23 protein-coding genes are annotated in these 25,948 nt (G+C 39.2%); 8 read left to right on the top strand and 15 right to left on the bottom strand.

All coding sequences use genetic code 11. From position 1 onward, the window contains the following. The 8 genes from tssI to aspS all read right to left on the bottom strand — a co-directional run. On the bottom strand, positions 1-1,788 hold a 1,788-nt coding region (tssI, locus tag AACQ49_RS07305), incomplete at its 3' end, for a type VI secretion system tip protein TssI/VgrG (RefSeq protein ID WP_161778961.1). 83 nt (positions 1,789-1,871) lie between these two features. Further along, positions 1,872-2,390 carry an Hcp family type VI secretion system effector gene (locus AACQ49_RS07300; RefSeq protein ID WP_004246976.1) on the bottom strand — a complete coding sequence of 173 codons (519 nt, stop codon included), beginning with the start codon at positions 2,388-2,390 and terminating at the stop codon, positions 1,872-1,874. A gap of 814 nt (positions 2,391-3,204) precedes the next feature. Beyond that, positions 3,205-4,215 (bottom strand): Holliday junction branch migration DNA helicase RuvB, encoded by a 1,011-nt coding sequence (gene ruvB, locus AACQ49_RS07295; RefSeq protein ID WP_004242732.1) that lies wholly within the window; start codon positions 4,213-4,215, stop codon positions 3,205-3,207. 12 nt (positions 4,216-4,227) lie between these two features. Continuing rightward, a complete protein-coding gene (ruvA, locus tag AACQ49_RS07290) occupies positions 4,228-4,851 on the bottom strand; it encodes a Holliday junction branch migration protein RuvA (RefSeq protein ID WP_004242731.1) in 624 nt (207 codons plus the stop codon). A 102-nt stretch (positions 4,852-4,953) separates the two neighbouring features. Beyond that, positions 4,954-5,475: a crossover junction endodeoxyribonuclease RuvC gene (ruvC, locus tag AACQ49_RS07285; protein ID WP_004242730.1), complete on the bottom strand. Its 522-nt coding sequence runs from the start codon at positions 5,473-5,475 to the stop codon at positions 4,954-4,956. Positions 5,476-5,599: 124 nt separating this feature from the next. Beyond that, the gene (locus AACQ49_RS07280; RefSeq protein WP_004242729.1) at positions 5,600-6,355 is read right to left on the bottom strand and encodes a YebC/PmpR family DNA-binding transcriptional regulator; all 756 of its coding nucleotides are present in this window, start codon (positions 6,353-6,355) and stop codon (positions 5,600-5,602) included. Positions 6,356-6,383: 28 nt separating this feature from the next. Beyond that, a complete protein-coding gene (gene nudB, locus AACQ49_RS07275) occupies positions 6,384-6,818 on the bottom strand; it encodes a dihydroneopterin triphosphate diphosphatase (protein WP_004247981.1) in 435 nt (144 codons plus the stop codon). Between the two features lie 3 nt (positions 6,819-6,821). Beyond that, on the bottom strand, positions 6,822-8,606 hold the full coding sequence (gene aspS / locus AACQ49_RS07270; protein ID WP_004247980.1) for an aspartate--tRNA ligase: 1,785 nt from the start codon (positions 8,604-8,606) through the stop codon (positions 6,822-6,824). A gap of 267 nt (positions 8,607-8,873) precedes the next feature. Here aspS and AACQ49_RS07265 point away from each other — a divergent pair, with 267 nt between their 5' ends. The 5 genes from AACQ49_RS07265 (at position 8,874) to AACQ49_RS07245 (ending at position 15,026) form a co-directional block, all read left to right on the top strand. Then, a complete protein-coding gene (locus AACQ49_RS07265; protein WP_004242719.1) occupies positions 8,874-9,272 on the top strand; it encodes an MAPEG family protein in 399 nt (132 codons plus the stop codon). A gap of 184 nt (positions 9,273-9,456) precedes the next feature. Beyond that, positions 9,457-10,206: a carboxy-S-adenosyl-L-methionine synthase CmoA gene (gene cmoA / locus AACQ49_RS07260; protein WP_004242718.1), complete on the top strand. Its 750-nt coding sequence runs from the start codon at positions 9,457-9,459 to the stop codon at positions 10,204-10,206. Between the two features lie 2 nt (positions 10,207-10,208). Next, a complete protein-coding gene (cmoB, locus tag AACQ49_RS07255) occupies positions 10,209-11,183 on the top strand; it encodes a tRNA 5-methoxyuridine(34)/uridine 5-oxyacetic acid(34) synthase CmoB (RefSeq protein ID WP_004242717.1) in 975 nt (324 codons plus the stop codon). A 336-nt stretch (positions 11,184-11,519) separates the two neighbouring features. Beyond that, positions 11,520-13,082: an ATP-binding cassette domain-containing protein gene (locus AACQ49_RS07250; RefSeq protein ID WP_088207200.1), complete on the top strand. Its 1,563-nt coding sequence runs from the start codon at positions 11,520-11,522 to the stop codon at positions 13,080-13,082. A 354-nt stretch (positions 13,083-13,436) separates the two neighbouring features. Then, the gene (locus AACQ49_RS07245) at positions 13,437-15,026 is read left to right on the top strand and encodes a phosphodiester glycosidase family protein (RefSeq protein WP_004242712.1); all 1,590 of its coding nucleotides are present in this window, start codon (positions 13,437-13,439) and stop codon (positions 15,024-15,026) included. Positions 15,027-15,081: 55 nt separating this feature from the next. On the opposite strand, the gene cutC is transcribed toward AACQ49_RS07245, so the two are convergent. Together cutC and AACQ49_RS07235 are read right to left on the bottom strand one after the other, a co-directional pair. Continuing rightward, positions 15,082-15,834 carry a copper homeostasis protein CutC gene (gene cutC, locus AACQ49_RS07240; protein WP_004242710.1) on the bottom strand — a complete coding sequence of 251 codons (753 nt, stop codon included), beginning with the start codon at positions 15,832-15,834 and terminating at the stop codon, positions 15,082-15,084. Positions 15,835-16,000: 166 nt separating this feature from the next. Further along, positions 16,001-16,555, bottom strand: a complete 555-nt coding sequence (locus tag AACQ49_RS07235; protein WP_004242708.1) for a VOC family protein — start codon at positions 16,553-16,555, stop codon at positions 16,001-16,003. 172 nt (positions 16,556-16,727) lie between these two features. On the opposite strand from AACQ49_RS07235, the gene argS reads away from it, so the two are divergent. After that, complete coding sequence (gene argS / locus AACQ49_RS07230; RefSeq protein WP_004242704.1) at positions 16,728-18,458, top strand: arginine--tRNA ligase; 1,731 nt, start codon at positions 16,728-16,730, stop codon at positions 18,456-18,458. Positions 18,459-18,606: 148 nt separating this feature from the next. Here argS and AACQ49_RS07225 read toward each other — a convergent pair whose 3' ends face one another. From AACQ49_RS07225 to rimJ, 3 genes are all read right to left on the bottom strand, one after another. Beyond that, positions 18,607-18,879 carry a hypothetical protein gene (locus AACQ49_RS07225; protein WP_004247976.1) on the bottom strand — a complete coding sequence of 91 codons (273 nt, stop codon included), beginning with the start codon at positions 18,877-18,879 and terminating at the stop codon, positions 18,607-18,609. 1,039 nt (positions 18,880-19,918) lie between these two features. After that, entirely contained in the window at positions 19,919-21,454 is a 1,536-nt protein-coding gene (gene murJ / locus AACQ49_RS07220; RefSeq protein ID WP_161778960.1) for a murein biosynthesis integral membrane protein MurJ, read from the bottom strand. A gap of 170 nt (positions 21,455-21,624) precedes the next feature. Next, on the bottom strand, positions 21,625-22,206 hold the full coding sequence (rimJ, locus tag AACQ49_RS07215) for a ribosomal protein S5-alanine N-acetyltransferase (RefSeq protein ID WP_004251376.1): 582 nt from the start codon (positions 22,204-22,206) through the stop codon (positions 21,625-21,627). A gap of 194 nt (positions 22,207-22,400) precedes the next feature. Here rimJ and mdtH point away from each other — a divergent pair, with 194 nt between their 5' ends. Continuing rightward, positions 22,401-23,603: a multidrug efflux MFS transporter MdtH gene (gene mdtH, locus AACQ49_RS07210; protein ID WP_004242700.1), complete on the top strand. Its 1,203-nt coding sequence runs from the start codon at positions 22,401-22,403 to the stop codon at positions 23,601-23,603. 41 nt (positions 23,604-23,644) lie between these two features. Beyond that, positions 23,645-24,199: a lipoprotein gene (locus tag AACQ49_RS07205; RefSeq protein WP_004247972.1), complete on the top strand. Its 555-nt coding sequence runs from the start codon at positions 23,645-23,647 to the stop codon at positions 24,197-24,199. A 237-nt stretch (positions 24,200-24,436) separates the two neighbouring features. Here AACQ49_RS07205 and AACQ49_RS07200 read toward each other — a convergent pair whose 3' ends face one another. Both AACQ49_RS07200 and AACQ49_RS07195 read right to left on the bottom strand, forming a co-directional pair. Further along, positions 24,437-24,994 (bottom strand): TorD/DmsD family molecular chaperone, encoded by a 558-nt coding sequence (locus AACQ49_RS07200; RefSeq protein ID WP_004242698.1) that lies wholly within the window; start codon positions 24,992-24,994, stop codon positions 24,437-24,439. A 223-nt stretch (positions 24,995-25,217) separates the two neighbouring features. Beyond that, positions 25,218-25,826 carry a 2OG-Fe(II) oxygenase gene (locus AACQ49_RS07195; protein WP_004242697.1) on the bottom strand — a complete coding sequence of 203 codons (609 nt, stop codon included), beginning with the start codon at positions 25,824-25,826 and terminating at the stop codon, positions 25,218-25,220. Positions 25,827-25,948 lie beyond the last annotated feature (122 nt).

Here is a 25,948-nt window from a genome sequence, read left to right as displayed (position 1 = left end):
GGTATTCATATCCTTCTGCGCATGAAGAAACACCTCTTGCTTACCGCCCGCATCTTCAAAACGCAGTTCATTAAAACCTTCCCCTTTGTGGGTTTGGCTACGGAAAGTGGTTTGTGTCTTATTCTCTGGGAACTTAATCGGTGGTGCGTTACGTCCATCATAAGTACAACCGGTAATTATCGGTCTGTCGATATCCCCATTCAGGTAACTGACCAGCACTTGTGTGCCGATGCGCGGTACCGCAGAAAAACCATAGCCATTTCCACTCCAACCCATGGCAACCCGCACCCAGCATGAAGCACTGTGATCGGCACTTCCCCGACGATCCCAATGAAAATGCACTTTCACGGCGCCATATTCATTGACGTAGATTTCTTCCCCTGGTGGCCCCACCACCGTCGCCACTTCATCACCGTCCGCCGTCGGTTTATAACGATAAGGGGGGCGCCACTCTTGCGTGCCCGGAATAAAGGAGACGCTATTCGACAGTTGTGTGCCTTCGCCCCCGCTATTGTCCGCCAGTGGCTGTACACCATGATGGCTGACGCTGATCACTTGCCAGCGATCATTCATCGGCTGATGGGGATGCTGAGATAAGGTGAAGATTTTGCCGGGCATCAGTGCAAAACAGTTTGTTGTCGCTTGCCCCACTTTGCTGCCGTTACGTAATTGCTCAAAGCGCACCTGTGTCAGAGGTCGACCTTCATCGTCTAATTGAAAACGACCATAACTTTCAAACACACTGTGCTGTCCCCCCTGCTCAATTTTGTTTTCATGAGACAACGGATAAGAAGGACGAACAAAGTTGTTGTCTTTATGGATAGTTTCATCCACACACAAATATTCGCCATATTGCCAAGTCATGGCAGTGCTATCGCTGATATCGGTATCGGCCTGCGGGTTATAGGTGAGGTGAATACCCGCCGTCATCCCCATATGTTCATCGCTGTAAAACAGTTGTTCTTCTTCAAACCAGAAGTTAATGCCCTCTTCAAACGCCAGTCGACACCAAAAATCAAATGCCGATTCGCGTTTTTGGGTGGTGTAGAGACGTTCAGGGTGTAGATCTTCACGGTAGAATTGGTAATCCGCTTTAACATGGGCCTCATCCAATAAGGTTTTTAAGATGGTCGGCACCGATTGATGTTGAAAAATACGGCTGTCTTGATTGAGGGTCATCACCCACATTTCAGGGCGAATATCGAAGTGATACCACGTTTTCACTCCGTCGGTATTGCCTTGTACTGCCCCGGCTAAGATACCGTTGACTTTGCGGATCAACACCCCATCGCGTTTGACCGTTAATGATGAGGCTAAGCCAAGATGACGCTGAAAATCGATAAAGGGTAAGGCACTGACCGCACTGATGGACAGCGAAAATAGCGAGGATAATCCTTCGGTAAGATTAAATTCGGTGACTTGAAAGGTGTCGTCAGGCAATCCACCAATGGTGCAAGTGAACACCAAACCACTTTCGAGGCTGTCCATGCCTAATGCATCAAGTAACGCCCCATGGGCCGCTTGGAGTGCTTGGTTTTCAGAGAATGTTTGTCCACCGGTAAAACCGCCACCGTGGATCAGGGGATGAGCAGTCACGCGATTGGCCGATACGCTGGCTGATTGAGTGAGCGAGGCCGCTGCTGAGGCCATCCCGGCCACCTTTTGCGTGGGTGTCGATAGCGTTTCGTTCACTTTGGATTGCACCCTATTTTTCACTTGATTGATGGCTTCATCTTTTAAAACGGATGCCGGGTCAATGGGCGTTGATTTCGGATCTTTGCTAAGCATAATCTGCCTCCATGCAAAAATGGATAAAGAAAAGGGAACAATACAAAATAAGGACGAGCCCCCAAGGACTCGTCATAACGGTATTACGCTTCGAGAGGCGCACGCCAGTCATCCGCACCAGACGTTCCAGCAACAGTGTGCTCCCAGTCAATTTTGCGGTAAGAGAGGGAGACTTCGATAAGTTGCGTGAAGTCGGCTTTAGCCGGATCTTGACAATGAGGCATTTGGCAATCGATGTTCACGATAGTCGCGTCAGTCAGTGTGGTGGTAAAGAAGTGCTCTTGTTTACCTTCAACAGACGTGCGATACCATTTTAACTCAACTTTTGGCAACATTTCGCCGGAAGCCAATGCGTTATACAGCAGAGGAACGGCTTTGTTTAATGCCACGGTAAAACGAAACGGTTTATGCGCACGTTGGCCAGAAGGTTGACCTGATTGCGGATCAGTCGGAACCGTCACCACGTGAGAAAATTCTTGTACCAACATTTGGTCTTCATGACCTTGTACATAAATGTTGCCGACAGAATCTGCAGTAAACGCGCCTGCAGTGATGTTGCCCTGAGTTTTTCCTTCAATGGAAATATAGCAAGGAGTTGGCATAACAATATCCTTTTATCAAAAACGACAAATTAAATTAAATGATTGTCTTAAAAACAATCCGTTAGTCATGTCTGTCATCTTAGCCAGTGCGCACGGTAAGACTTCGGTAAAGGATAATAAAATCTTATCAATATGCTGTAAACAGCCCGTTTTTTTTGTATCTCTCTAGGATAAGTCACTTAGCGTAAACTGGTTGAAATATCGCTATATCATGCTGTAAAAACAGTCATAAAAAGTGTTTATTAGCATAAAATATGATGAATAAATAGACAAATTGCTCGCAACCCAAGAAACACTATGTACATAAAAATATATTTTGTAACAGAAATGTTAAATCAAAAATAGCGCATATAATCTATTGATTTTAAAGTATTAAAAATCAATTACATTGAATTATACTGTCCTTTTTCCATGAGCAGTCCAAATTGGTCAATATATTTAGCTGCTAAGCTTAATTTAATTAAAATATCATGCTAATTAAGCCACTATTTTTATTTAACACACTCAATATGCGTATATTTCGGTCTTATTTTTACGTACCAATACTCATTTTATGGGCGTTAATAATAAATAAATTCAATGAACGAGTAGGAAAAATAACGATTGATAGATAGCGAAGTTTTAATTTAATCGTCTGAGTTTCTATTGTTATTATGTTAACGATAGTTATAAATTAAAAAATTATTTTTATATAATAAGGTGTAAATATAGAGATGAGATATATTGAGAATGAGAATAGAGGAAGGCAAAATAATTGAATGATTGGGCGAAATTAAACACCATCGCCCAATGATATCCAAAGCACTTTATCAGATCACGGTGCTTCCATAATGCGATTAAAGTGACGATAAGCATGATTTGTGGCTACCCGACCACGGGGGGTGCGTTGAATAAAACCTTGCTGAATTAAATAAGGCTCTAATACATCTTCGATAGTTTCACGCTCTTCACCAATAGCTGCCGCAAGATTATCAAGCCCTACGGGGCCACCCATAAATTTATCAATAATGGCAAAGAGCAGTTTTCGGTCAAGATAGTCAAAACCGGCAGCATCAACATTAAGCATATCGAGTGCTTTAGACGCGATATCTTCATCAATTTCGCCATTACCTTTGACTTGAGCAAAGTCTCTTACTCGGCGTAATAAGCGGTTAGTAATACGCGGTGTACCTCGTGAACGCATAGCAATTTGTCGCGCCCCTTCTGCGGTTATTTCTAACCCCATAAAGCTGGCACTACGTGCAACAATATGCTGTAAGTCATCGACATTATAGAATTCAAGGCGTTGTACAATACCAAAACGATCACGTAATGGAGAGGTTAACGATCCCGCTCGGGTCGTCGCCCCAACTAAAGTAAATGGCGGTAAGTCGATTTTAATGGAGCGTGCTGCCGGCCCTTCACCAATCATAATATCAAGTTGATAATCTTCCATTGCCGGATAGAGTATTTCTTCAACAACGGGCGAGAGTCGATGAATTTCATCAATAAACAGTACATCATGAGGCTCAAGATTGGTTAGCATAGCGGCAAGATCGCCGGCTTTCTCTAATACAGGCCCTGAGGTTGTACGTAAATTAACACCCATCTCATTGGCAATAATATTAGCCAGCGTGGTTTTACCAAGCCCCGGCGGACCAAAGATAAGTAAGTGATCTAAGGCATCATGACGTAGTTTAGCCGCCTGAATAAAGATTTCCATCTGTTCACGAACTTGTGGTTGTCCCACATATTCAGCAAGCAGCTTAGGACGAATAGCCCTATCGATAATTTCTTCTTCAGGTTGTTGTATATCTGCTGAAATCAGGCGATCTGCTTCAATCACAATCAATTACTCCTAAATCGCTGCGCGTAATGCTTCTTTGATAAGTGTTTCACTATCAGCACCCGCCGTTGCTACCCGACTAATCATCTTGGCAGCTTCTTGTGGTTTATAACCTAAGGCAATTAAGGCAGCGGAAGCTTCTGCTTCAATATCTGCAGCAGATGGCGCTTTCGATGATGCACTGGCAGGTAGCTCAATATCGCCGTTTTGTTCAAATAGATCGCCATTAAGCCCTTTGAAGCGATCTTTCATTTCAACCACTAATCGTTCTGCGGTTTTTTTACCGACTCCCGGTAATTTAACTAATGAGGAGATGGATTCATTTTCAATTGCGGTGACAAATTGGCGTGCAGACATTCCTGATAAAATAGCCAGTGCTAGCTTAGGCCCTACACCATTGACTTTTATCAATTCACGAAACAATGCCCGTTCTTGTTTTTGATTAAAACCATATAGTAATTGCGCATCTTCACGAACAATAAATTGTGTGTAGATAATCGCCTCTTGACCAATATCAGGTAACTCATAAAAACAGGTCATAGGCATATTTATTTCATAACCCACCCCATTACCCGCTTCGATCAGCACCACTGGTGGCTGTTTTTCAAGAATAACGCCTCTAATACGTCCTATCACCCTAACGCCTCCGCAAAAATATTGACGCCAAATTTATAACATAAAAAAAGCTGGACGTATATCCAGCCTGCGAAAAACTAATCTGTTTTACCAACAGATAGCCTATCTTAACCTTCCTCGCGTTAAAACAAGACGCGGATCACCTACACGCAATAAATTTTGATTAAAGTGACAGTGTGTAATCGCAATCGCTAGCGCATCGGCAGCATCTGCCTGTGGCGCTGCAGATAGTTTTAAGATTGAGCGTACCATATGTTGTACTTGGCTTTTATCGGCTCCCCCTGTTCCTACCACACTCTGTTTTACTTGACGTGCCGCATATTCAAATACGGGAAGATCATTATTGACTGCCGCTAAAATCGCCACACCTCTTGCTTGGCCTAATTTTAATGCCGAGTCTGCATTTTTTGCCATAAAGACTTGTTCAACAGAAAATACATCGGGTGAAAATTGAGTGATGATTTCACTGACTCCCGCATAAATGCGTTTCAGTCGGCTTGGTAGATCAGGAACCTGTGTACGAATACATCCGCTTCCTAAATAGATAAGTTGTCGCCCTTGTTGGCGAATTACGCCATATCCCGTGACACGAGAGCCAGGGTCAATACCTAAAATAATAGCCATAACAATTCCTATGGCGGATAAGGTCGATGGCGAGAGAAAAGAGCAAATACGCTTGCTCTGCTCTTCTCTTCGCACTATTCAACGCAGTGTAAAACACCACTATTGGCCGTTATCGTGATACCAATTACAGAATATCTTCCAGTTGTTTTGCAACTTCATCAGAGATATCACCGTTGTGATACACTTCTTGCACATCGTCGCTATCTTCTAGCATATCGATAAGGCGCATTAATTTTGGTGCGGTATCAATATCAAGCTCTGCTTTTGTTGATGGGATCATGGAAACTTCCGCTGATTCAGCGACAAAACCCGCAGCATCCATGGCATCTTTTACTTCACCGAAAGCTTCAGGGGTTGTGTAAACGTCAATAGCACCATCATCATAAGTTTCAACGTCTTCTGCACCCGCTTCTAGTGCGGCTTCCATGACGGCATCTTCGTCAACACCCGGTGCATAAGAGATAACACCTTTTTTGGTAAAGAGATAAGATACCGAACCGTCCGTTCCTAAGTTACCACCTGTTTTGGTGAAGGCATGGCGAACATCGGAAACAGTACGGTTACGATTATCACTTAAACATTCAACCATAACAGCAGTACCACCAGGGCCGTAGCCTTCATAAATGATGGTTTCCATATTATCGTTTTCATCATTTCCCGCACCGCGAGCAATTGCGCGGTTTAGTGTGTCACGAGTCATGTTGTTAGATAATGCTTTATCAACTGCCGCACGTAGACGTGGGTTAGTTGCAGGATCACCACCACCTAAACGTGCTGCTGTAACTAATTCACGAATAATTTTAGTGAAAATCTTACCGCGTTTCGCATCTTGCGCTGCTTTACGGTGTTTAGTATTGGCCCATTTACTATGACCTGCCATGAAAATATCTCCAAACGTGGTCTAATAATTAAATAACAAATTCTTCAATCGCTTGCTGATTGCTGGCTGACTTAGTTAATTTTGCCGCCAGTGGCGCATCTAACCATTGGTATTGCGTATGCTCAGTCAGTTCAATTTCCCGTTCAGAGGGAAGTGCTAACATAAACCAATGTTCCTGACAATGTGTCACATTAGGCGCATAACGATGGCGAAAGTGTGCGAATATCTCAAAAATAATTGAACGATGGCAATCCACCAGCTCAAGATTTTCTTTTATGATATCAATTCCTACTTCTTCCTGCACTTCTCGTAATGCGGCCTGATAAGGTGTTTCGCCCTCTTCAAGGCTCCCTGTCACAGATTGCCAGAAATCAGGATCATCTCGACGCTTCAGCATAAGCACCCGCTTAGTCTGTTTGGCATAGATAACAACTAAAACACATACTGGGTGCTTATATTTCATCATTTACTCGTTATCTGTGCTAACTTCTTTTTCTGTCACTTGAATAGCCAGCTCTTTTAACGCGTCTTCATTTGCAAAACTTGGTGCATTGGTCATTAAGCAAGCCGCTGCCGTGGTTTTCGGGAACGCAATAACATCACGGATATTATCTGTTCCTGTTAATAACATCACTAAGCGGTCTAAACCAAATGCTAACCCGGCATGCGGTGGTGTACCAAATTTCAGAGCATCTAATAAGAAACCGAATTTCTCACGTTGCTCATCCGGAGTAATACCTAAAATGCTAAATACCGCTTGTTGCATTTCATTACGATGGATACGCACTGAGCCACCACCAACTTCATAACCGTTAATAACCATATCATAGGCATTAGCTACAGCGCCTACAGGATGTGCGGTTAGCTCTGCCGGTGTGAGATCTTTTGGTGAAGTAAATGGATGGTGCATTGCACTTAGGCTGCCGGTATCTTCATCTTCTTCAAACATTGGGAAATCAATAACCCACAGTGGTTTCCATGCGTTAAGATCAGTTAATTCCAGATCACGACCGACTTTCAGGCGCAACGCTCCCATAGCATCACTCATGGTACCTTGACGACCCGCACCAAAGAAAATTAAGTCGCCATCTGTTGCATTTGTTGCCGCTAAGATGCTGTTAACCACATCATTAGTCAGGAATTTAGCAATAGGGCTTTGTACCCCTTCGATACCTTTTGCCTTTTCGTTGACTTTCATCCACGCTAGGCCTTTGGCACCATAAATACTGACAAATTGAGTATATTCGTCGATATTTTTACGAGTTAACGATGCACCACCCGGTACACGTAACGCGATAACACGACATTTTTCATCATTAGCCGCTTGTGCAAAGACGCTAAACTCAACATTTTTCACTAAATCAGCAATATCGATGAGTTCCATTGGGTTACGTAGGTCTGGTTTATCAGAGCCGTAACGACGCATAGCCTCAGCAAAGGTCATGACAGGGAATGCCCCTAAATCAACATTCAGGATATCTAGCCACAATGCGTGGATCATGCGCTCCATCACTTCACGCACTTGTTCTGCGGTCATGAAAGAGGTTTCAACATCGATTTGGGTAAATTCAGGTTGGCGATCAGCACGTAAATCTTCATCACGGAAACATTTTACGATTTGATAATAGCGATCAAAACCAGACATCATTAACAGCTGTTTGAAAAGCTGTGGTGATTGAGGTAATGCGTAGAATTTACCTTTATGAACACGACTTGGTACTAAATAGTCACGCGCACCTTCTGGCGTTGCTTTAGTTAGCATTGGCGTTTCTACATCAAGGAACCCTTCACCATCCATAAAGCGACGAACAAAACTTGTGATTTTCGCACGAGTTTTTAGGCGTTGTGACATTTCAGGGCGACGTAAATCTAAATAACGATAAGTTAAACGACGCTCTTCTGTATTCGTTTGGTTGCTATCTAAAGGTAGCGCTTCAGAACGGTTAAAAATAGACAGCGATTCTGCCGCTAGTTCAATTTCACCTGTTGCCATATTTTTATTAACTTGGCTATCAGGGCGAGCACGTACTGTTCCTGTGACTTGAATACAAAATTCATTACGCAGTTCTGAAGCCTGTGAAAATGCCTCTTTCTGCTCTGGGTCAAAAAAGACCTGAACGATACCTTCACGATCTCGCATATCAATAAAGATAAGTCCACCTAAGTCACGGCGGCGGTTAACCCAACCACAAAGAGTCACTTTTTGGCCCACATGGGCGCTATTCAACTGCCCACAATAATTAGTACGCATACAATATCCTTTTACTCAGCTTGTTGTGCTTTCTGCTGCGGAAATTTTGGCAATAGTCTTTTTCGAGTAGTGTCAAAAAAAAGGCAGACATTATAACGAAAATTCTTCCCGACGATAAGAGTATAGACCTAGATTATATGATACATCTTTTCAAGGATTTGCTAATCCCCAAATAATTAATTAATAATAATTATTTATAGCGACATAAATCGCTTTGAGGTTTATCATTAAATTCGCCGTTTTTTTAGTTTTGGCAATGGAGAAAAGATGGTTAGCTCGCTTTATATCGTATTGGGCGCACTATTATTGATTAAATTGTCCCTAAATGTTGTAAAACTTAGAACACAATATCGAGTTGCATACGGTGATGGTGGTTTTTATGAGTTACAAACCGCTATTCGCGTCCATGGTAATGCAGTGGAATACATCCCTATTTCTATGATTTTATTACTTATCATGGAAATGAATGGCGCCTTTGTTTGGATGGTACATATTTGTGGTTCCATTTTAATAGCCGGTCGTCTTCTTCACTCTTACGGGTTGAAACACCGCGAGATACGCTGGCGTCGCTCTGGTATGGCCGCAACCTATTTATCAATGGTCTTAATGATCCTTGCTAATATTTACTTCCTTCCTTGGATACAAATTTTTTCCTTCTACTATTAATACCACAAGGAAAATATGATCATCCATGATCACAATAGACATCCTTGCTGTTGAGTCTAATAACGGCAAGGTATCGAAAAGGTTTACCTGTTTTTCTAATTTATTTCTAAATAATGCAACTTTGTGAGCAACGTCGCTTCTGGTAGAATACCCGCTTCTTTTATTCTTTAAGTCTATTTTAGTTATGTCTAATTCAAAATCAGCACCACAAGACAACTTATTTGCGACACCTATTGCTAATCTTGGTGACTGGCGCTTTGATGAAAAAGTCGCTGAAGTGTTCCCTGATATGATCAAACGCTCAGTGCCCGGTTACTCCAATATTATTTCCATGATAGGCATGTTAGCGGGTCGTTTTGTCACCCCTCATAGCCAAGTTTATGACTTAGGATGTTCGTTAGGTGCTGCTACCCTTTCTATGCGTCGTAATATCGATGTAGCGGGATGTAAAATTATTGGTGTTGATAATTCACCTGCGATGGTTGAGCGTTGTCAACGTCATATTGATGCTTATAAAGCAGCAACACCCGTTGAAATTATTGAAGGCGATATCCTTGATATTGACATTAATAATGCCTCAATGGTTGTCCTTAATTTCACCTTACAATTTTTAGCCCCTGATAATCGCCAAAGATTATTAAATCGAATTTACCAAGGGTTAAATCCTGGTGGGGTTTTAGTGTTATCAGAAAAATTCAGTTTTCAAGATAAACAAATTGGTGAATTACTGTTTAATATGCACCACGACTTTAAACGTGCTAATGGCTACAGTGAATTAGAGATTAGTCAAAAACGTAGTATGTTAGAAAATGTGATGCTCACTGATCCTGTTGAAACACATAAATCACGCTTACATCAAGCAGGTTTTCCTCATGCTGAAGTTTGGTTCCAATGTTTTAATTTTGGCTCTCTGTTAGCCATTAAAGGCGAATAATCATGATAAATTTTAGCTCATTTTATCAACATATTGCGCAAGATGAACGGTTATTTCATTGGCTTGATACGCTGCCGGCACAATTATCAGAATGGCGCGCCCATGCTTTACATGGCCATTTTGCTTCATGGGAAAGAATGCTGGAAAACTTACCTGAGATTACGCCCACTGAACTTAATTTAAAGCAAGGTGTTATCGCCAATAAAACCCCAGCATTAAGTACCGGTGAACAACTTGGTTTAACGAATATTCTAAAAGCGTTAATGCCATGGCGCAAAGGCCCTTTTTCTCTTTATGGTGTCAATATTGATACTGAATGGCGTTCAGATTGGAAATGGGATCGCGTATTGCCCCATCTTTCGCCTCTTAAAGGCCGATTAGTTTTAGATGTTGGTTGTGGCAGTGGTTATCATATGTGGCGGATGCTTGGTGAAGGGGCTGATTTTGTTGTCGGTATCGATCCCACTCAGCTCTTTTTATGCCAATTTGAAGCCGTCAGAAAATTATTAGGTAACGATCAGCGTGCCCATTTAATTCCTGTCGGCATTGAACAAATGCCAGAACTAAATGCTTTTGATACGGTATTTTCAATGGGGGTTCTTTACCACCGTCGTTCACCACTTGATCATCTTTGGCAATTGAAAAATCAGCTCGTTTCTGGTGGTGAATTAGTATTAGAGAGTCTTGTGATTGATGGTGATGAGTTCCAATGTTTAATTCCTGGTGAGCGTTATGCACAGATGCGTAATGTGTACTTTATACCGTCAGCCAAAATGCTTAAAGTATGGTTAGAAAAATGCGGTTTTAAAGATGTACGCATTGTTGATGAAAATGTCACATCACTCGAAGAACAACGTAAAACGGATTGGATGGTGACTGATTCATTAGAAGCATTCTTAGATCCTCTCGATCACACCAAAACCGTTGAAGGCTATCCAGCTCCTAAACGGGCAATTTTAATTGCGACTAAACCTTAATTAACCACGAGTCATTTCTATAAAAAGGGTATTTATCAATAATACCCTTTTTATAACCTGTTGGTTTTATTTTCTGTTTATATAAAATCCCCGTGTCTATAAACAATAAATTTTATATGAGTATTGATTAAGGTTTTTTTGTCATTATAATTCTTCATGATTTTATCTTTTTTCTCTCCAAGAGGTACTTCCCTACAATGAACTAAATTCTGCCAGAAAATTCTCTCAATACCGTTTTGGTATCCATTTTCTGTTACTGGCAGACACTCGTTTATTGCTCTATAAACTCAATTAAGATCATTGCTGTCTGCCACCTATTTTTTAGGAGGCTTAATTATGACGATCGCCTGTCAATTTTCTCAGCTTAATATTGAATTCAATCAAGAAGCGCTTTTCCCACCGCTGACTCATTCACTGGCTTGCCAAAGAAATGCTTTAATTGGTCAGAACGGTAAAGGAAAATCGGTGCTGTTAAAATTGTTAGCACAAAAACTATTGCCTTCATCAGGCCATATCATGTGGCGTATGCCTTTTATTCATGTCGATCAGCTTACTCGCCTAACAGGTAACACCATTGCTGATGCTTTAGGTATAGATACTTTTTTTCAAGCATTTAAGCGGGTTGATAACGGCAGTGCTTCATTAGAAGATTTTGAGTTACTTGAAGATAAGTGGCATTTGCCCATGACTTGGCAAAATTTACTTCATTCAGCACAACTGCCGGTTTCACTTGATACACCTATTCCCCACTTAAGTGGTGGTGAGCAAACGCGTTTAGCATTATGTCAGGCTTTTTTACATGACGATCATTTTCTATTATTAGATGAACCAGATAACCATCTCGATCATCAAGGTCAGCAATGGCTCGTTGAACAATTAATGCATCATAAATCAGGTGTATTATTTATTAGCCATAATCGACATTTATTATCTTATGCTGAAAATATATTTGAACTGAGTGAAAAAGGCTTACAAGAATATGGCGGTAGTTATTCGCTTTATGAAACACAAAAAAATGCGCAAATAGCCTCAATCGAAGCTGCAAATGAGCGTATCAATAGTCAAATAAAACAGGAAAAACGCCAACAACATGTAACATTACAAAAAGCATTACAGCGACGTAAACAAGGTGAAAAGATAAGAAACAGCGGCTCTCAATCACTGTTACTTCTTGATATGCAAACCAATCGAGCTGAGAAAAAACAGTCATCAATAGCTAAACGACATCAGCGCGTTATGGATGATATGCAGTCACAAAAACAACAGTTAGAACAGGAGTTAACTCATATTCATCAGCAAAAATTAATATTAAACTATCAAGGCGATGGCCATCGGTTAAATGTATTTGCCACAGAGCTTGTTTTACCTTTTAGCAAGCAAACTCCCTACTCCTTTTCCGCTTATGGTGGTGAACATTGGCATATACAAGGTAAAAATGGCAGCGGTAAGTCAACCTTATTAAAATGTTTAATGGGCAAGCTATCCCCGTTATCCGGCGAATATCGTCTCAACCCAAATTATTGCTATCTTGATCAACATTTAACTTTATTAGATAAATCATTACCCGTTGCTGAAGCGTTATATCAATACCAGCCATTAATGACCATTGAGCAGTGGCGCACAAAACTGGGTATGTTACGTATTCGAGGTAACAAGTCTTTATTTCCTTTAGAAACACTCAGTGGCGGTGAGCAATTAAAAGCAACACTATTAGCATTAATTTATAGTCCTCAACCCCCTGCCGTTTTATTATTAGATGAACCAGATAATTATTTAGATTTAGACTCTAAACAGTTATTGGAAAATTTATTATTTCAATATCAAGGAACATTATTATTAATCTCTCACGATGAAGATTTTGTTAAACAATGTGGTATAACAAATACATTATTACTCTAATAGCAACATACCAAACTAATTAGCCCCCACGTTAAAACAGTATAGACGCTAGAAGCAATAAAAAATTTTAGCGTCTTTACTACTAATAATCTTTTTATTTTTAATCTTAACGATAAATATTATTAGCAGTTTCTATTGTTTTATTTTATTTTTTGGATATTTATTTTTAACAGTCTGTTAATTATAAAACTTAACTCAATAAACACTATTTCAATATTATTCTCCACTGTGAGGAATTTTATAATATAAAAAGCAGTAAAACATTTGCTAACTTTAATCTTTAACTTATTCATTATTAATGAGGATCTATTTTAATTTTTATCAAATTATTGTTAGCCAAATGGAGAAAACTTTATGTTAAAACATTATTTATTAGCCATTATTATAGGGTGCAGTATATTTCCTGCCTTCTCTGCCACTGTGCCATCAAAGCAAGATAATAGTCCCGCGCCAGCAGCAAAATGGAATTGCTGGGGAAGAAAAGAAGTGAATATGTCTAATCGAAATATCAATAATAAATCGGTCAGTTTAAAGTTAAGTACTGATATTTGTGATAGAAAAGATCTAAGACCATTATTTATCGATGTTTATCTACACAAGATATCCTTTAAAGGGGCGAAATACGATGGGATAACTATTGATATTATCGCCAATGCCACTCATAAATTAACAGGGAAAACACAAGAAATAAGATCAACAGAAAATATTAATAACATAGATGAACATGTGCAGAGATTGCAGTTTAGCGCAGTGCGTTCGGGAGATTATAACGTAGATATAAAACAGATATGGCTTATTTTTAGGGAGCATGGTAAAGCAGTAGGTTCATTTCAGATAACAGGGGATAATGCTCGTAATGGCGAGGCTTATATCGAATCTCATATAACCTATAATGCAATGCTTTCTCTCATTGAGAACGCAAAATCAGAAACATTAACAACAGGAAAACCAAGTCATATCGTTTTTGGTGGTCATTATGAAATACCAATGAATGCAGGCTCAGGAACCTATACATTAGCCAATAACGGCAATCTACTGATTATTCCTAGGATCCATGAAAAAGAAAAATACCTTATTCCTCATCTATTAGGTGATACTCATCAAGGCGAGGCAGCCCGCTGCGAAGGTAATACAAATGCTAAAACACAGGATGGCACTTCACAGACAGCGGAGCTTTATACCCCAGAACAGGCATGGAACAAACTAGATAAACCGTTAGTGGCTTTAAATGCAAACTATTTTGATGTTCGTCCTCAACTCAATAACACCACTTGGCAGAGTAATCTTTGCTCAGTGCCATTAGGGATATATTACGATAATATCGCGCAAGGGCCCACTCATGGTACTCATAACGAGCCCAATCAGTTTTTTGCAGGGCCTAATTACTTTATCAATAACAATAATGAGCAAATCGCATTAGATGCACTGTTTTGGGTGTTAGATCAAACATCTAGGATAGATATCTACTATAGCAAAAAAGTATCTGATCCTGCGATTGAACTGTATGCCAATGAACTCTCTTTATCAGGATATCACTTTATTGCTATATCAGGCTCCGGTTTACCTGTTCGCGGATTAACACCACTCCCTACCCCTGATTCTGGCGATTCAGAGACAACCCGACTCGCAATGGGTGCTGATGATAACAATAGCCTTATTTATATTTTCCAAGGTGGTAGTTATAGAGAGGGAATAAGCCGCAATGATCTGCATCATTTATATTATGGCCTTAGCATTGCGCAATCTATGGAGTTAGATGGCGGTGGCTCAGCTGCGCTGGCTTTAAAGGCAGATGAATTCACAGTAAGAGGTGATACAAGGCCTGATTCATCTTGTAACGAAGCAGGTTTGTGGTGCTCTTTGATAACACAACCTGACGGAAAACATCGCCCCGTTCCATCTTGGATTGGTCTGGCTATTAATAATCTAGCTATTGGTCAATAAATTTAATAAAGGGAGTGAAACACTATCACTCCCTTTCGATTTATAAAAGATTATATTAATTAACAGATGTTGTATAAATACTCATAATATCCTTCATTGCCCCCACCACATCTTCATCCACACAATAATGGGTAAATTCATCCACTTCGCTGTCTGAACTCATGGTGACCCCCGCTTTACGATAATTCATTGTCGAGGGTGCTTGTTTGCCCGCTGAGCTATGGATCTCTTGTAATCCCGAGTCTAAAAATTTCTGAATATTACTTAAACGAACTCCCGCCCCCGCCATGATAATCGGCCCTTGGGTTTTTTCATTCAGTGTTCTTAATAGAGGTAAGCCTAATTCAGCATTAGCTTGCTGACCTGAAGTTAAAATACGAGCAACACCTAATTGAGTCAGCTGATCTAACGCTAGCAATGGATTAATACACATATCAAAAGCGCGATGAAACGTAATGGCTAAAGGCCCTGCTAATTCCATCAAAATCGCCATTTTAGGTAAATCAATGTGACCTTCTTCATTTAATATACCAACCACAGCACCGGAAAAACCCATATCACGGATCATACTGATATCGTTTTTCATCGCAGCAAAATCGGCTTGGCTATAACAAAAATCACCACCACGCGGACGAATAATAGGATGAACGGGGATACGAACGAGATCTATGACTTGTTTTAATATTCCATAACTCGGTGTTACACCCCCTTCTGACGGGCTTGTACACAGCTCAATTCTATCAGCCCCCGAACGTTCTGCGATCAGTGCGCATTCTGCACCAAAGCAGCAAATCTCCAGTTTTGCCATACCACCCCTCTCTATCCTTAATACAGAAAGCAATTAGAAAATAACGATATTTCTCAGCAACTACTATCAGTAATTGTTAATAATAGTTGTCGAATATCGTTACTCATTCAATTCCAATATCAGAATTTTGTGCTGATACAAGCAATTTATTTTCTAAAAATGTTGTTCAACACTCACTTTCTACAATTTTCAGTAAGGAATATGGGTGATACTTTATGGTAACGATACCATCGGTTATGGCAACGGTTGGATTAGGTAAACGTTCTTTTTCAGCTTTAGGTTCACTTATTTTAATTTTAATCCCTTCAGGTAAAGGATGGGGTAATAATGTCATCACCTTTTCAACTAATTTTTCAGGAGCAACATTTATTACCTGTTCAATATGTTCCCAACCTTGATATTGGTATTTTTTATCTGTTGGATAAGGTAACTCAACAATAGATATTTGCTGGCCTAACAGTGTTAAAGGTGAGGCTAGCTTAAAGAGATAAATAGGTCGCCCATTAATCATATTATCTGAAATACACTCGCCACATTGACTTAAGCCATTACGCCACTGTTCAGCTAACGCCAAATCGTGACAACGTAACGATATATGATCGGTTTGATAAGCATCAAGGTCGAGGGATAGTTTATTCGCCAGTAGAGTTAAATTTTTTGCAAATAGAGGAAGCTCTTGCGTTAAGTTATTTAAGAAAGGAATTGCGGAAAAAAGCACCATGATAAGTAACCTAAGAGAAAAAACAGAGAAAAACCCTTAAAGATAAGGCGCAGATAGTAGCATGTTCTAGCTAGAATATGTTATAAATTCAAGGTTAAATTCATATTCTTTATAAAAACCTGTCTGGCTAATGTCGTCAGGTTTTATTTTCTCAATAATTTAAGGTAACCCGGTGAATATTCAGGCTTTTCTTTCAGAAAAAATCAGTATGGCGATGAGCGCTGCTGGCGCCCCTGCTGATAGCGAACCACTTGTCCGTCAGTCAGCTAAAGTGCAATTTGGTGACTATCAGGCGAATGGTGTCATGGGAGCGGCAAAAAAAATGGGTATCCCACCCCGACAACTCGCAGAAAAAATTCTGGAACACCTTGATATCACAGATATTGCAGATAAAGTTGAAATAGCAGGCCCTGGTTTTATCAATATCTTCTTATCACCCGTTTGGGTTGCACAACAAGCCGAATTCGCATTAGCGGATGAGCACCTTAATATTACCAAGGTAACCCCTGAAACGATTGTGATTGACTACTCATCACCTAACGTTGCAAAGCAAATGCATGTGGGTCACTTGCGTTCAACCATTATTGGTGATGCCAGCGCACGTACTCTCTCTTTTTTAGGTCATAATGTTATTCGCGCTAATCACCTTGGTGATTGGGGTACGCAATTCGGTATGCTGATTGCTTATTTAGAGAAAAAGCAAAATGAAAATGCCGCAGATATGGCATTAGCGGATCTCGAAGAGTTTTACCGTGAAGCTAAGAAATGTTATGACGAAGATGAAGTATTCGCTGAACGTGCCCGTAATTATGTCGTTAGACTACAAGGTGGTGATGAATACTGCCGTACTATGTGGCGCAAGCTTGTCGATATCACAATGCAACAAAATCAGCTAACTTATCAACGCCTTAATGTCACTTTAACCGAAGATGATATTATGGGTGAAAGTCTTTATAACCCAATGTTGCCGGGTATTGTTGCTGATCTTAAAGCAAAAGGTCTTGCTGTTGAAAGTGAAGGCGCTACTGTTGTTTTCCTTGATGAATATAAAAACAAGGAAGGCGAACCAATGGGAGTCATTATCCAGAAAAAAGATGGTGGTTACCTTTATACAACAACGGATATTGCCTGTGCTAAATATCGCCATGAACAATTACATGCAAACCGCGTATTATATTACATCGACTCACGTCAACATCAGCATTTAATGCAAGCTTGGACTATTGTCCGTAAAGCAGGCTATATTCCTGATAGTATGTCACTCGAACACCATATGTTTGGCATGATGTTAGGTAAAGATGGACGTCCATTTAAAACGCGCTCGGGTGGCACAGTACGTTTAACTGACTTACTCGATGAGGCTCATGAAAGAGCATTAACATTAATTCGCGAAAAAAATCCTGATATGGATGAAGAGGAATTAAATAATATTGCTCGTGTAGTGGGCATTGGTGCTGTTAAATACGCAGATTTATCAAAAAACAGAACCACCGATTATATTTTCGATTGGGATCTGATGTTAAGTTTTGAAGGTAATACTGCACCTTATATGCAATATGCCTATACTCGTGTTGCCTCTATCTTTAAACGTGCAGAAATAGATGAAAGCGCATTAACCCAGCCTATCTCATTAACACAGCCTCATGAAAAACAACTGGCACTACGTTTAGTACAGTTTGACGAGACTATCACGCAGGTTGCACGTGAAGGTACACCTCATGTGATGTGTGCATACTTATATGATTTAGCGCAGTCCTTCTCAGGTTTTTACGAGAACTGCCCTATTCTATCGGCCGAAGATGACAATGTACGCCAAAGCCGTCTTAAGCTAGCACGTTTAACAGCAAGAACCTTAAAGCAAGGCTTAGAGACTTTAGGTATTGAAACTGTCGATAGAATGTAATTAAGCCATTATATTTATCTAAAAAAACCGATGGTGAAATCACCATCGGTTTTTCATTATAGAAGCTTAATAGATAGAAACTTAATAGCGAGTTGATTAACCGTTACTATCTTAACTAACAATAAACCATGCCTTGATGCTAATATCACTAGTCTTCATTAGCCGTGATCACATCCTCACAGAGAAGACCAGAAACATCTTTAACATCAATCCAACCATCAACACTGTCTATTGGCTTATCTGGGCTGTATAAGCGCTGATCAACATCTTTTGCCGTAAAGCTGACTTGTTCATTAGTTTTATTAAATACGCCGACACAGTTAACGGGTGTCAGTTGAGAGGTTTTGATTTTTCCATCTGCAGTGCAACCAGCAAGAAATAATGTGGCTAATGATACCGAAAGGATAATGGCCTTTTTCATAATCGCTCCTAAAACACACTTTATTTTTTAGTGTGATAAAATACTCGTTAAATGATTATTTAGTAGTTTTTATTCTACATATTCAACGGTTATAACGCTTGATAACTTAGTTAATTATAATAAATTAGATAGAAAATAATTTGCGTTATAGAGCTATTAATAGAAAAAATAAAGAAAGGTATTCAAGAATAAGAAAAGAGAGGGAAAAACAGAAAACAAAGACGGGAGAAATGAAAAAACCACTATCAGGTTTTAGACCTAAAATGAGTAGTTATAACTACTTACCAATCACAGATCCAAAATAAATTTCATTATTAACACAATCTACTGTTCACTGCTTATCCCTAGCAATCGCATTATCTATCCGAAGCGCAGACAAAATAGATATGATTGCTTTCAGTAGTACTGAACGATAACAAGCAAATAACTTTACAGTCACTGTTAATCTACCTGAATGAAAAAATAATAATATGTCTCAAATCAAAGAATTCAAATGTTTTAAAATATAGCTCAACATTTTGAAATATTCGTAATATCTCATCATTTAGTAAGAAATATTTAACAGATGTGTCAATTTTTAAACCTAAACAACACAAGAGAGTTTATCTAAAAAAAGATAATTTATCAAAGCGTAAGTTGCTAGAAAATAGCGTCTATTTTTTTACTTTATGTAAAATATTACTTAAAGTACACAATTTGTCTAAACCCATCACCTTTAAAATATGTTAAGTTTTTCTTATTAATTAACGGTTAAATATGGGCTAATATAGGCAAAAAATGGAAAATTTATTTATTTGACAGAAAAAAAATTAATAAAAAAATAAATGTTTATCTCTTGTTTTCCTTCACGACTATTCGCTAGAAAATTTAATCATGTATTTTATTGCGTAAATTACATGGTATAAATGTGATCTAGATAACAATATTTTTTGTCTAAAATAAGAGAAAAACACTAACTATAGGTGATGTTAAATAGTGGTAATAAATAGACAACGCCCCACTTTGTTACACTCAGTGAGGCGCCAGTTTGACAATAAAATTATAATGCGCGTAGAGAAAAATGTTTCGGTCTAAATCCAACAGCATATAAAGTGACAAAATAACTTGCGGCACCAGCTACAACAACAAGTAATAAACGTAAAATACGCATTAGCATATTCCCTTGTTGCCAATCAGGCATCCCCCATAGCATACCGACTAATACAGCACTCATCACAGCTAACGCAATGGCAAGTTTTAATAAAAAGATAGGCCAACCCGCTAATGGCTGATAAATATCTTGTTTACGGATTTGCCAAAATAGCATTCCTGCATTAAAACAAGCGGCTAATCCAATCGAAAGAGCCAGTCCCACATGCTTTAAACTTCCAACAAAAGCAAGGTTCATTAATTGAGTCAAAATAAGCGTTGCAATGGCAATTTTAACCGGGGTTTTAATATCTTGGCGAGAATAAAAGCCCGGTGCTAATATTTTTATAATAATTAACCCCATTAACCCAATGCAATACGCCACTAATGCTTGTTGAGTCATTAGCGCATCGTGCCCATTAAAATTACCATATTGAAATAACGAAATGGTTAAAGGGCCTGATAATAAAGCTAAACCCAAGGTACAAGGTAAAGCCAATAAAAAACAAAGCCTTAATCCCCAATCCATTAATTTCTGATATTCTTGTGTGTTGCCACTGGCAAAACTTTTAGATAATGAAGGTAATAGAATTGTTCCTAATGCCACCCCTAACACACCAGTAGGAAGCTCCATTAGGCGATCGGCGTAATACATCCAAGAGACTGAGCCAGACACCAAGAATGAGGCAAAAATAGTATTGATGATTAGCGAAATTTGGCTAACAGAAACCCCTAAAATAGCAGGTCCCATCAATTTAATAACACGCCACACTCCGCTATTTTTAAACGAGATCCGCGGTAATACCAACATCCCTATTTTTTTCAGATGCGGAAGTTGATACCCCAACTGTAAAATTCCTCCTGCTAAAACAGCCCAAGCAAGCGCCATAATAGGTGGATCACAATAAGGAGCAACAACGAGAGCAAAAAAGATCATACTCACGTTTAACAACGTAGGTGCAAAAGCTGGAACAGAAAAGCGATTCCAAGTATTTAAAATAGACCCTGTTAATGATGCTAATGAAATTAATAAAATATAGGGAAAGGTGATTTTCAATAAATCCGTTGTGAGTTGGAATTTATCCGCTGAATCAGCAAAACCGGGTGCCGTAATATAAATAACCCATGGTGCGGCAACTATCCCTATTACTGTGACAATCGCTAAGATCAACGTCAGCATTCCCGATACATAAGCAATAAAGGTACGAGTTGCCTCTTCTCCCTGTTGACTTTTATACTCCGCTAAAATAGGAACAAATGCCTGTGAAAATGCGCCTTCGGCAAAAATGCGTCGCAATAGATTTGGTAGTTTAAATGCAACAAAAAAAGCATCGGTTGCCATACCTGCGCCAAAAATACGCGCAATAATCGCATCACGAATAAAGCCCAGTACTCGTGAAAACATCGTCATCGAACTCACTGCAGCCAGTGATTTAAGTAAATTCATAGTTCATTCTAGTGTTTGTTGTGGTAAGGAATAAAAAGAAAGAGACTATACTCCGTCTCTCACACTGAAAAATCAATCATCAACTTGCTAGGAATACACTTAACTGTTTTTTTGATCAAAAAATAGTTCACCTTAGTCAAAAAACTCACTATTTTAATGTATATTCGCCATTATCCTTTGGGAAAAGGACGAGTTGTTAATGCGGTAAGTACATGATCACGCCATTCTTGATTTATCTGCAGATAATTTTTAGCGTAACCTTCTCGTTCAAAGCCATGTTTAGCCAATAAATTACCACTGCGTAAATTATGAGGCATATAATTTGCCATAATACGATGCATTCCTTGTTGACGTTGCATAAAGCGTAATGTTTCATGCAATGCTTCTGACATATAGCCTTGCCCTTGCCACTTCTCACCGACTGAATAACCTAAAAAGCAGGCATTAAAAGCACCACGCATGACATTGCTGTAATTAGCAACCCCTATGACTTCATCTTCTTTTGGCGTCAATAATAGAAAATGAAAAGCACTCTCTTGGCGGTGCAATTCATTTATATAAAGTAAGCGGTGCTCCCACCCTGAAGGTAAATAGTGCGATTTATCTCTTACTGGCTCCCAAGGGATCAAGAAATGGCGGTTTAGTGTATAGTAATTAGCTAACTTCTCTGCATCTCTTTCATAAGCTAAGCGAACGATCATTCTTTTCGTTTCAAAACGAACTTTAGGGATCCCACTACGATAACCAAACATATCAGTCCTGTTGTATTTTTGATTAATCTTATTCTGAAGTAATCCTACTATTTCTAGCATTATCATCAATAAAAAAATATCATCTATAATAAGCTATCAATTAATAAAATTAACAGACAGAATAGATAAACAAAGCTCTGTCTTTGCCCTCCCTTTTATTTATTTTAAATCATTTGTTTAACTTATGGTGAATAATGGCACTGGTAACACAAGCTCGCACCTTAGGGAAATACTTTCTCCTCCTTGACAATATGCTGGTTGTTTTAGGATTTTTTGTCGTATTCCCTTTAATATCAATTCGGTTTGTTGAGCAATTAGGCTGGGCGGGTGTGATTGTCGGCTTTGCCCTTGGGTTAAGACAACTTGTTCAGCAAGGCTTAGGCATTTTTGGCGGTGCCATCGCCGACCGATTTGGTGCTAAGCCGATGATTATTACCGGTATGCTATTACGTGCTCTTGGCTTTGCATTAATGGCTTTAGCGGATGAACCTTGGATCCTTTGGTTATCTTGTATTTTATCTGCACTCGGTGGCACTTTATTTGATCCGCCAAGAACTGCCCTCGTGATAAAATTAACTCGCCCTTATGAACGCGGTCGGTTTTATTCTTTATTATTAATGCAAGATAGTGCGGGTGCCGTTATTGGGGCTTTAATTGGCAGTTGGTTACTCCTTTATGATTTCCATTTAGTTTGTTGGGTTGGCGCTGGCGTATTCGTTCTTGCGGCTATTTTTAATGCTTGGTTACTACCTGCCTATCGTATATCAACCACGAGAACACCGATAAAAGAAGGGCTAAAACGCGTTATTCTTGATAAACGTTTTGTTCAATATGTTCTTACTCTTACGGGATATTTTGTACTGTCGGTACAAGTTATGCTGATGTTTCCGATTGTTGTTAATGAAATTGCCGGCACCCCTAGCGCAGTAAAATGGATGTATGCGATTGAAGCTTTATTATCATTAACACTGCTTTACCCTATTGCCCGTTGGAGTGAAAAACATTTTCGCCTAGAACAACGCTTAATGGCAGGTTTATTTCTGATGAGTATCAGTATGTTTCCTGTGGGGATCACCCACTCATTACATGCCATATTTCTTATTATCACCCTATTTTACCTAGGCACTATTACCGCAGAGCCTGCTCGAGAAACATTAAGTGCCTCTTTAGCAGATCCTCGTGCTCGAGGCAGTTATATGGGTTTTAGTCGATTAGGGTTAGCTTTTGGTGGCGCGATTGGCTATACCGGAGGGGGATGGATGTATGATATTGGCAAACAACTTGAACTGCCTGAACTACCTTGGTTTTTATTAGGCTCAATAGGATTTATCACCCTTTACGCACTACATCGACAATTTAATCGTAAAAAAATTGAAACAGCCATGCTTACCCCATAGAGATCAGGTACACTTAGCGTGTTTACCATCAAGGAGTGTGTATGAAAGCTATTTTTTTGACTGCTTTATTTGTATTAACTAGTTTAGTGACTGGCTGTGATCAAATCAGACAATTTGATGTCAGTGAAAAAGTAATTAATGACTATCTGAGTCAAAAATCGGGATTACAAAAACACATTGGGGAAGACGGTGTTGTTTCTGCCGATATCACATTAAGTGATTTAGCGATCCAAATTGGTCGTACTGAGCCTGGAAAAGTGAGCTTTTCTGGTAGTGCTTCTCTTAAAATTGATTCTTTGTTTGGCAAAACTGGCGCGAATGTGAATTTAACTTTATCAGGCCAACCCTTTTATCAAGCAGAGCTTGGGGCGATATATATCAAGTCAATGAAAATTGATAGCTATAAAGTGTCTCCTGAAAAAATGGAGCCGGTTGTAATGGCATTAAAACCTTACTTAGATACGACTATTGCGACTTATTTTGATAATCAGCCTGTTTATGTGCTCAACCCTGAAAAAAATAGTGCAGAAGCGGCTGCCTTTAAATTAGCAAAAGGGATTGAAGTTAAACCGGGTAAGTTTGTGATCCAACTTTAATCACAAAATGGTTAATTAAATATTTTTATCGTAATAAGGGCATTGGTTTTTATAAATATAAATAATTATAATATATATTGAATATTAATCATGATGATGAGTCATAGGATTAATGCTGATATAAATTAATTATTTTCTAGCCATAACATGCGCAATAAGCGGAACGGCACCCAAATAAGATAGCTATTCTAGGGTGCCGTTCAAAAAAACAACGTTTTTATTATAGGATTTAATTATTTATTTTTCGTTTTCTTCATCTGATAATTCTTCTCGTAATGCAGAAAGTGCACCACGCGTAATTGCTGCTAAAGTACGATAAAAATTTGTTTTAGCATGCGCTTCAACCTTACCTAAAAAGGTTCCCGCCCAAGGTAATAGATAGTTATCAAATAACTGTGTTTGTGCTAATACTTCATCTTGTGCGGCATTATCTTCAAGCCAAGAAGCGGCAAGTAACAACGCACCAAAGCTATCTGTCGCTGATCCGGTGACAGGCATACCTCGAGTGACTAAGAATTGACGAATATCTTGCTCTTTTATATCACCGTAATCATGTGCATAAAGAGATACTGCGGGTATTGGGTCAGCAAAAAGCGATTGGTAGTCAGCTTCTACTGCCGCTAAATCAGCTACGCTACTTTTTAACGTTTTGAATAGTTCATCTTGCTCTAATGGCCATAATTGGCTTAGTTTATCTTCGGCTATCATGGTTATGATCGGTGCTAAAATAGCATCACTCGGTGCTCGTTGAAATAATGTACCTAATAGACGGCAGACAATCGAAAATTCATTCATTCTATTTTTACCCCATAAAGTTTGGTTTTATTGTCCTGTTAACCACCAGAAAATCAACAATTTTCTTTATTCTCTTTTCACTCTATTCCATTAATTACACATTATTTTCAGTCATTAATAACAGAAAAAGCGCGCTCTTATCATTAAGCTATATAGCCTAATATAAGAAACGCGCCTAATCCCATGCTATTTCTATTACGACAATAACACTTTATTGCATCATTTAGCTGGCGATATCGAGAAAATTATCTCTGACACCATTAACTCGAAACCACCCTGCAATACTGATCCTTTCTTTATGAGTAGGTAATACTTCATGTGGAAATTGTTCTGAAAGAAAAACCACTAAACGACCACCTTGAGGGGCGACTGTCGCTAATTGATTATCATCCAGATCATAGATAACTAGCTCTCCACCGTCTTGTGGTGTCCATTCATCATTAAGATATAACACTGTCGTTAAACGTCTTGTGACATTTTCTTTAAATGCATCAAGATGTTTTTTATAGAAAGCACCTTTTTCATAACAAGCGAAATGAGCTTCATATTCAAACAGCCCTAAAAAGAACTCACGATTAACTGCTCGTTGAATGCTTTCCATCTGCATAAGATAATGTTGAACTGGCTCTCCCATTTGCGGCTCTAGCCAACGAATTTTATCACTGCGTATCGTGGTTTCTGCTAATAGGTTTTCATGACGTCCTATACGTGCTTGTTGTGCATCATTACCAAAACAAGCACGCAATTGTTTAACCGCCTCAGGTGTAAGGAAATCATCCCATACACACCAACCTTTATCTGCAATTTGTTCAAGAAGACTTGCTATATTCATTAGTCATATTGTCTGATTAACAGGGGAAACTATCTTATAGCACCATATTAGGCCAAATGACAATCTAATAAACTTATCCTTTCGATTACATGAATTTATTAGAACTAAATTCTATAAAAAAG

The organism is Proteus sp. G2675 (assembly GCF_963886535.1).
GTDB classification, from domain to species: Bacteria; Pseudomonadota; Gammaproteobacteria; order Enterobacterales; family Enterobacteriaceae; genus Proteus; species Proteus mirabilis.
This window is presented reverse-complemented; position numbering and strand designations above follow the sequence as displayed.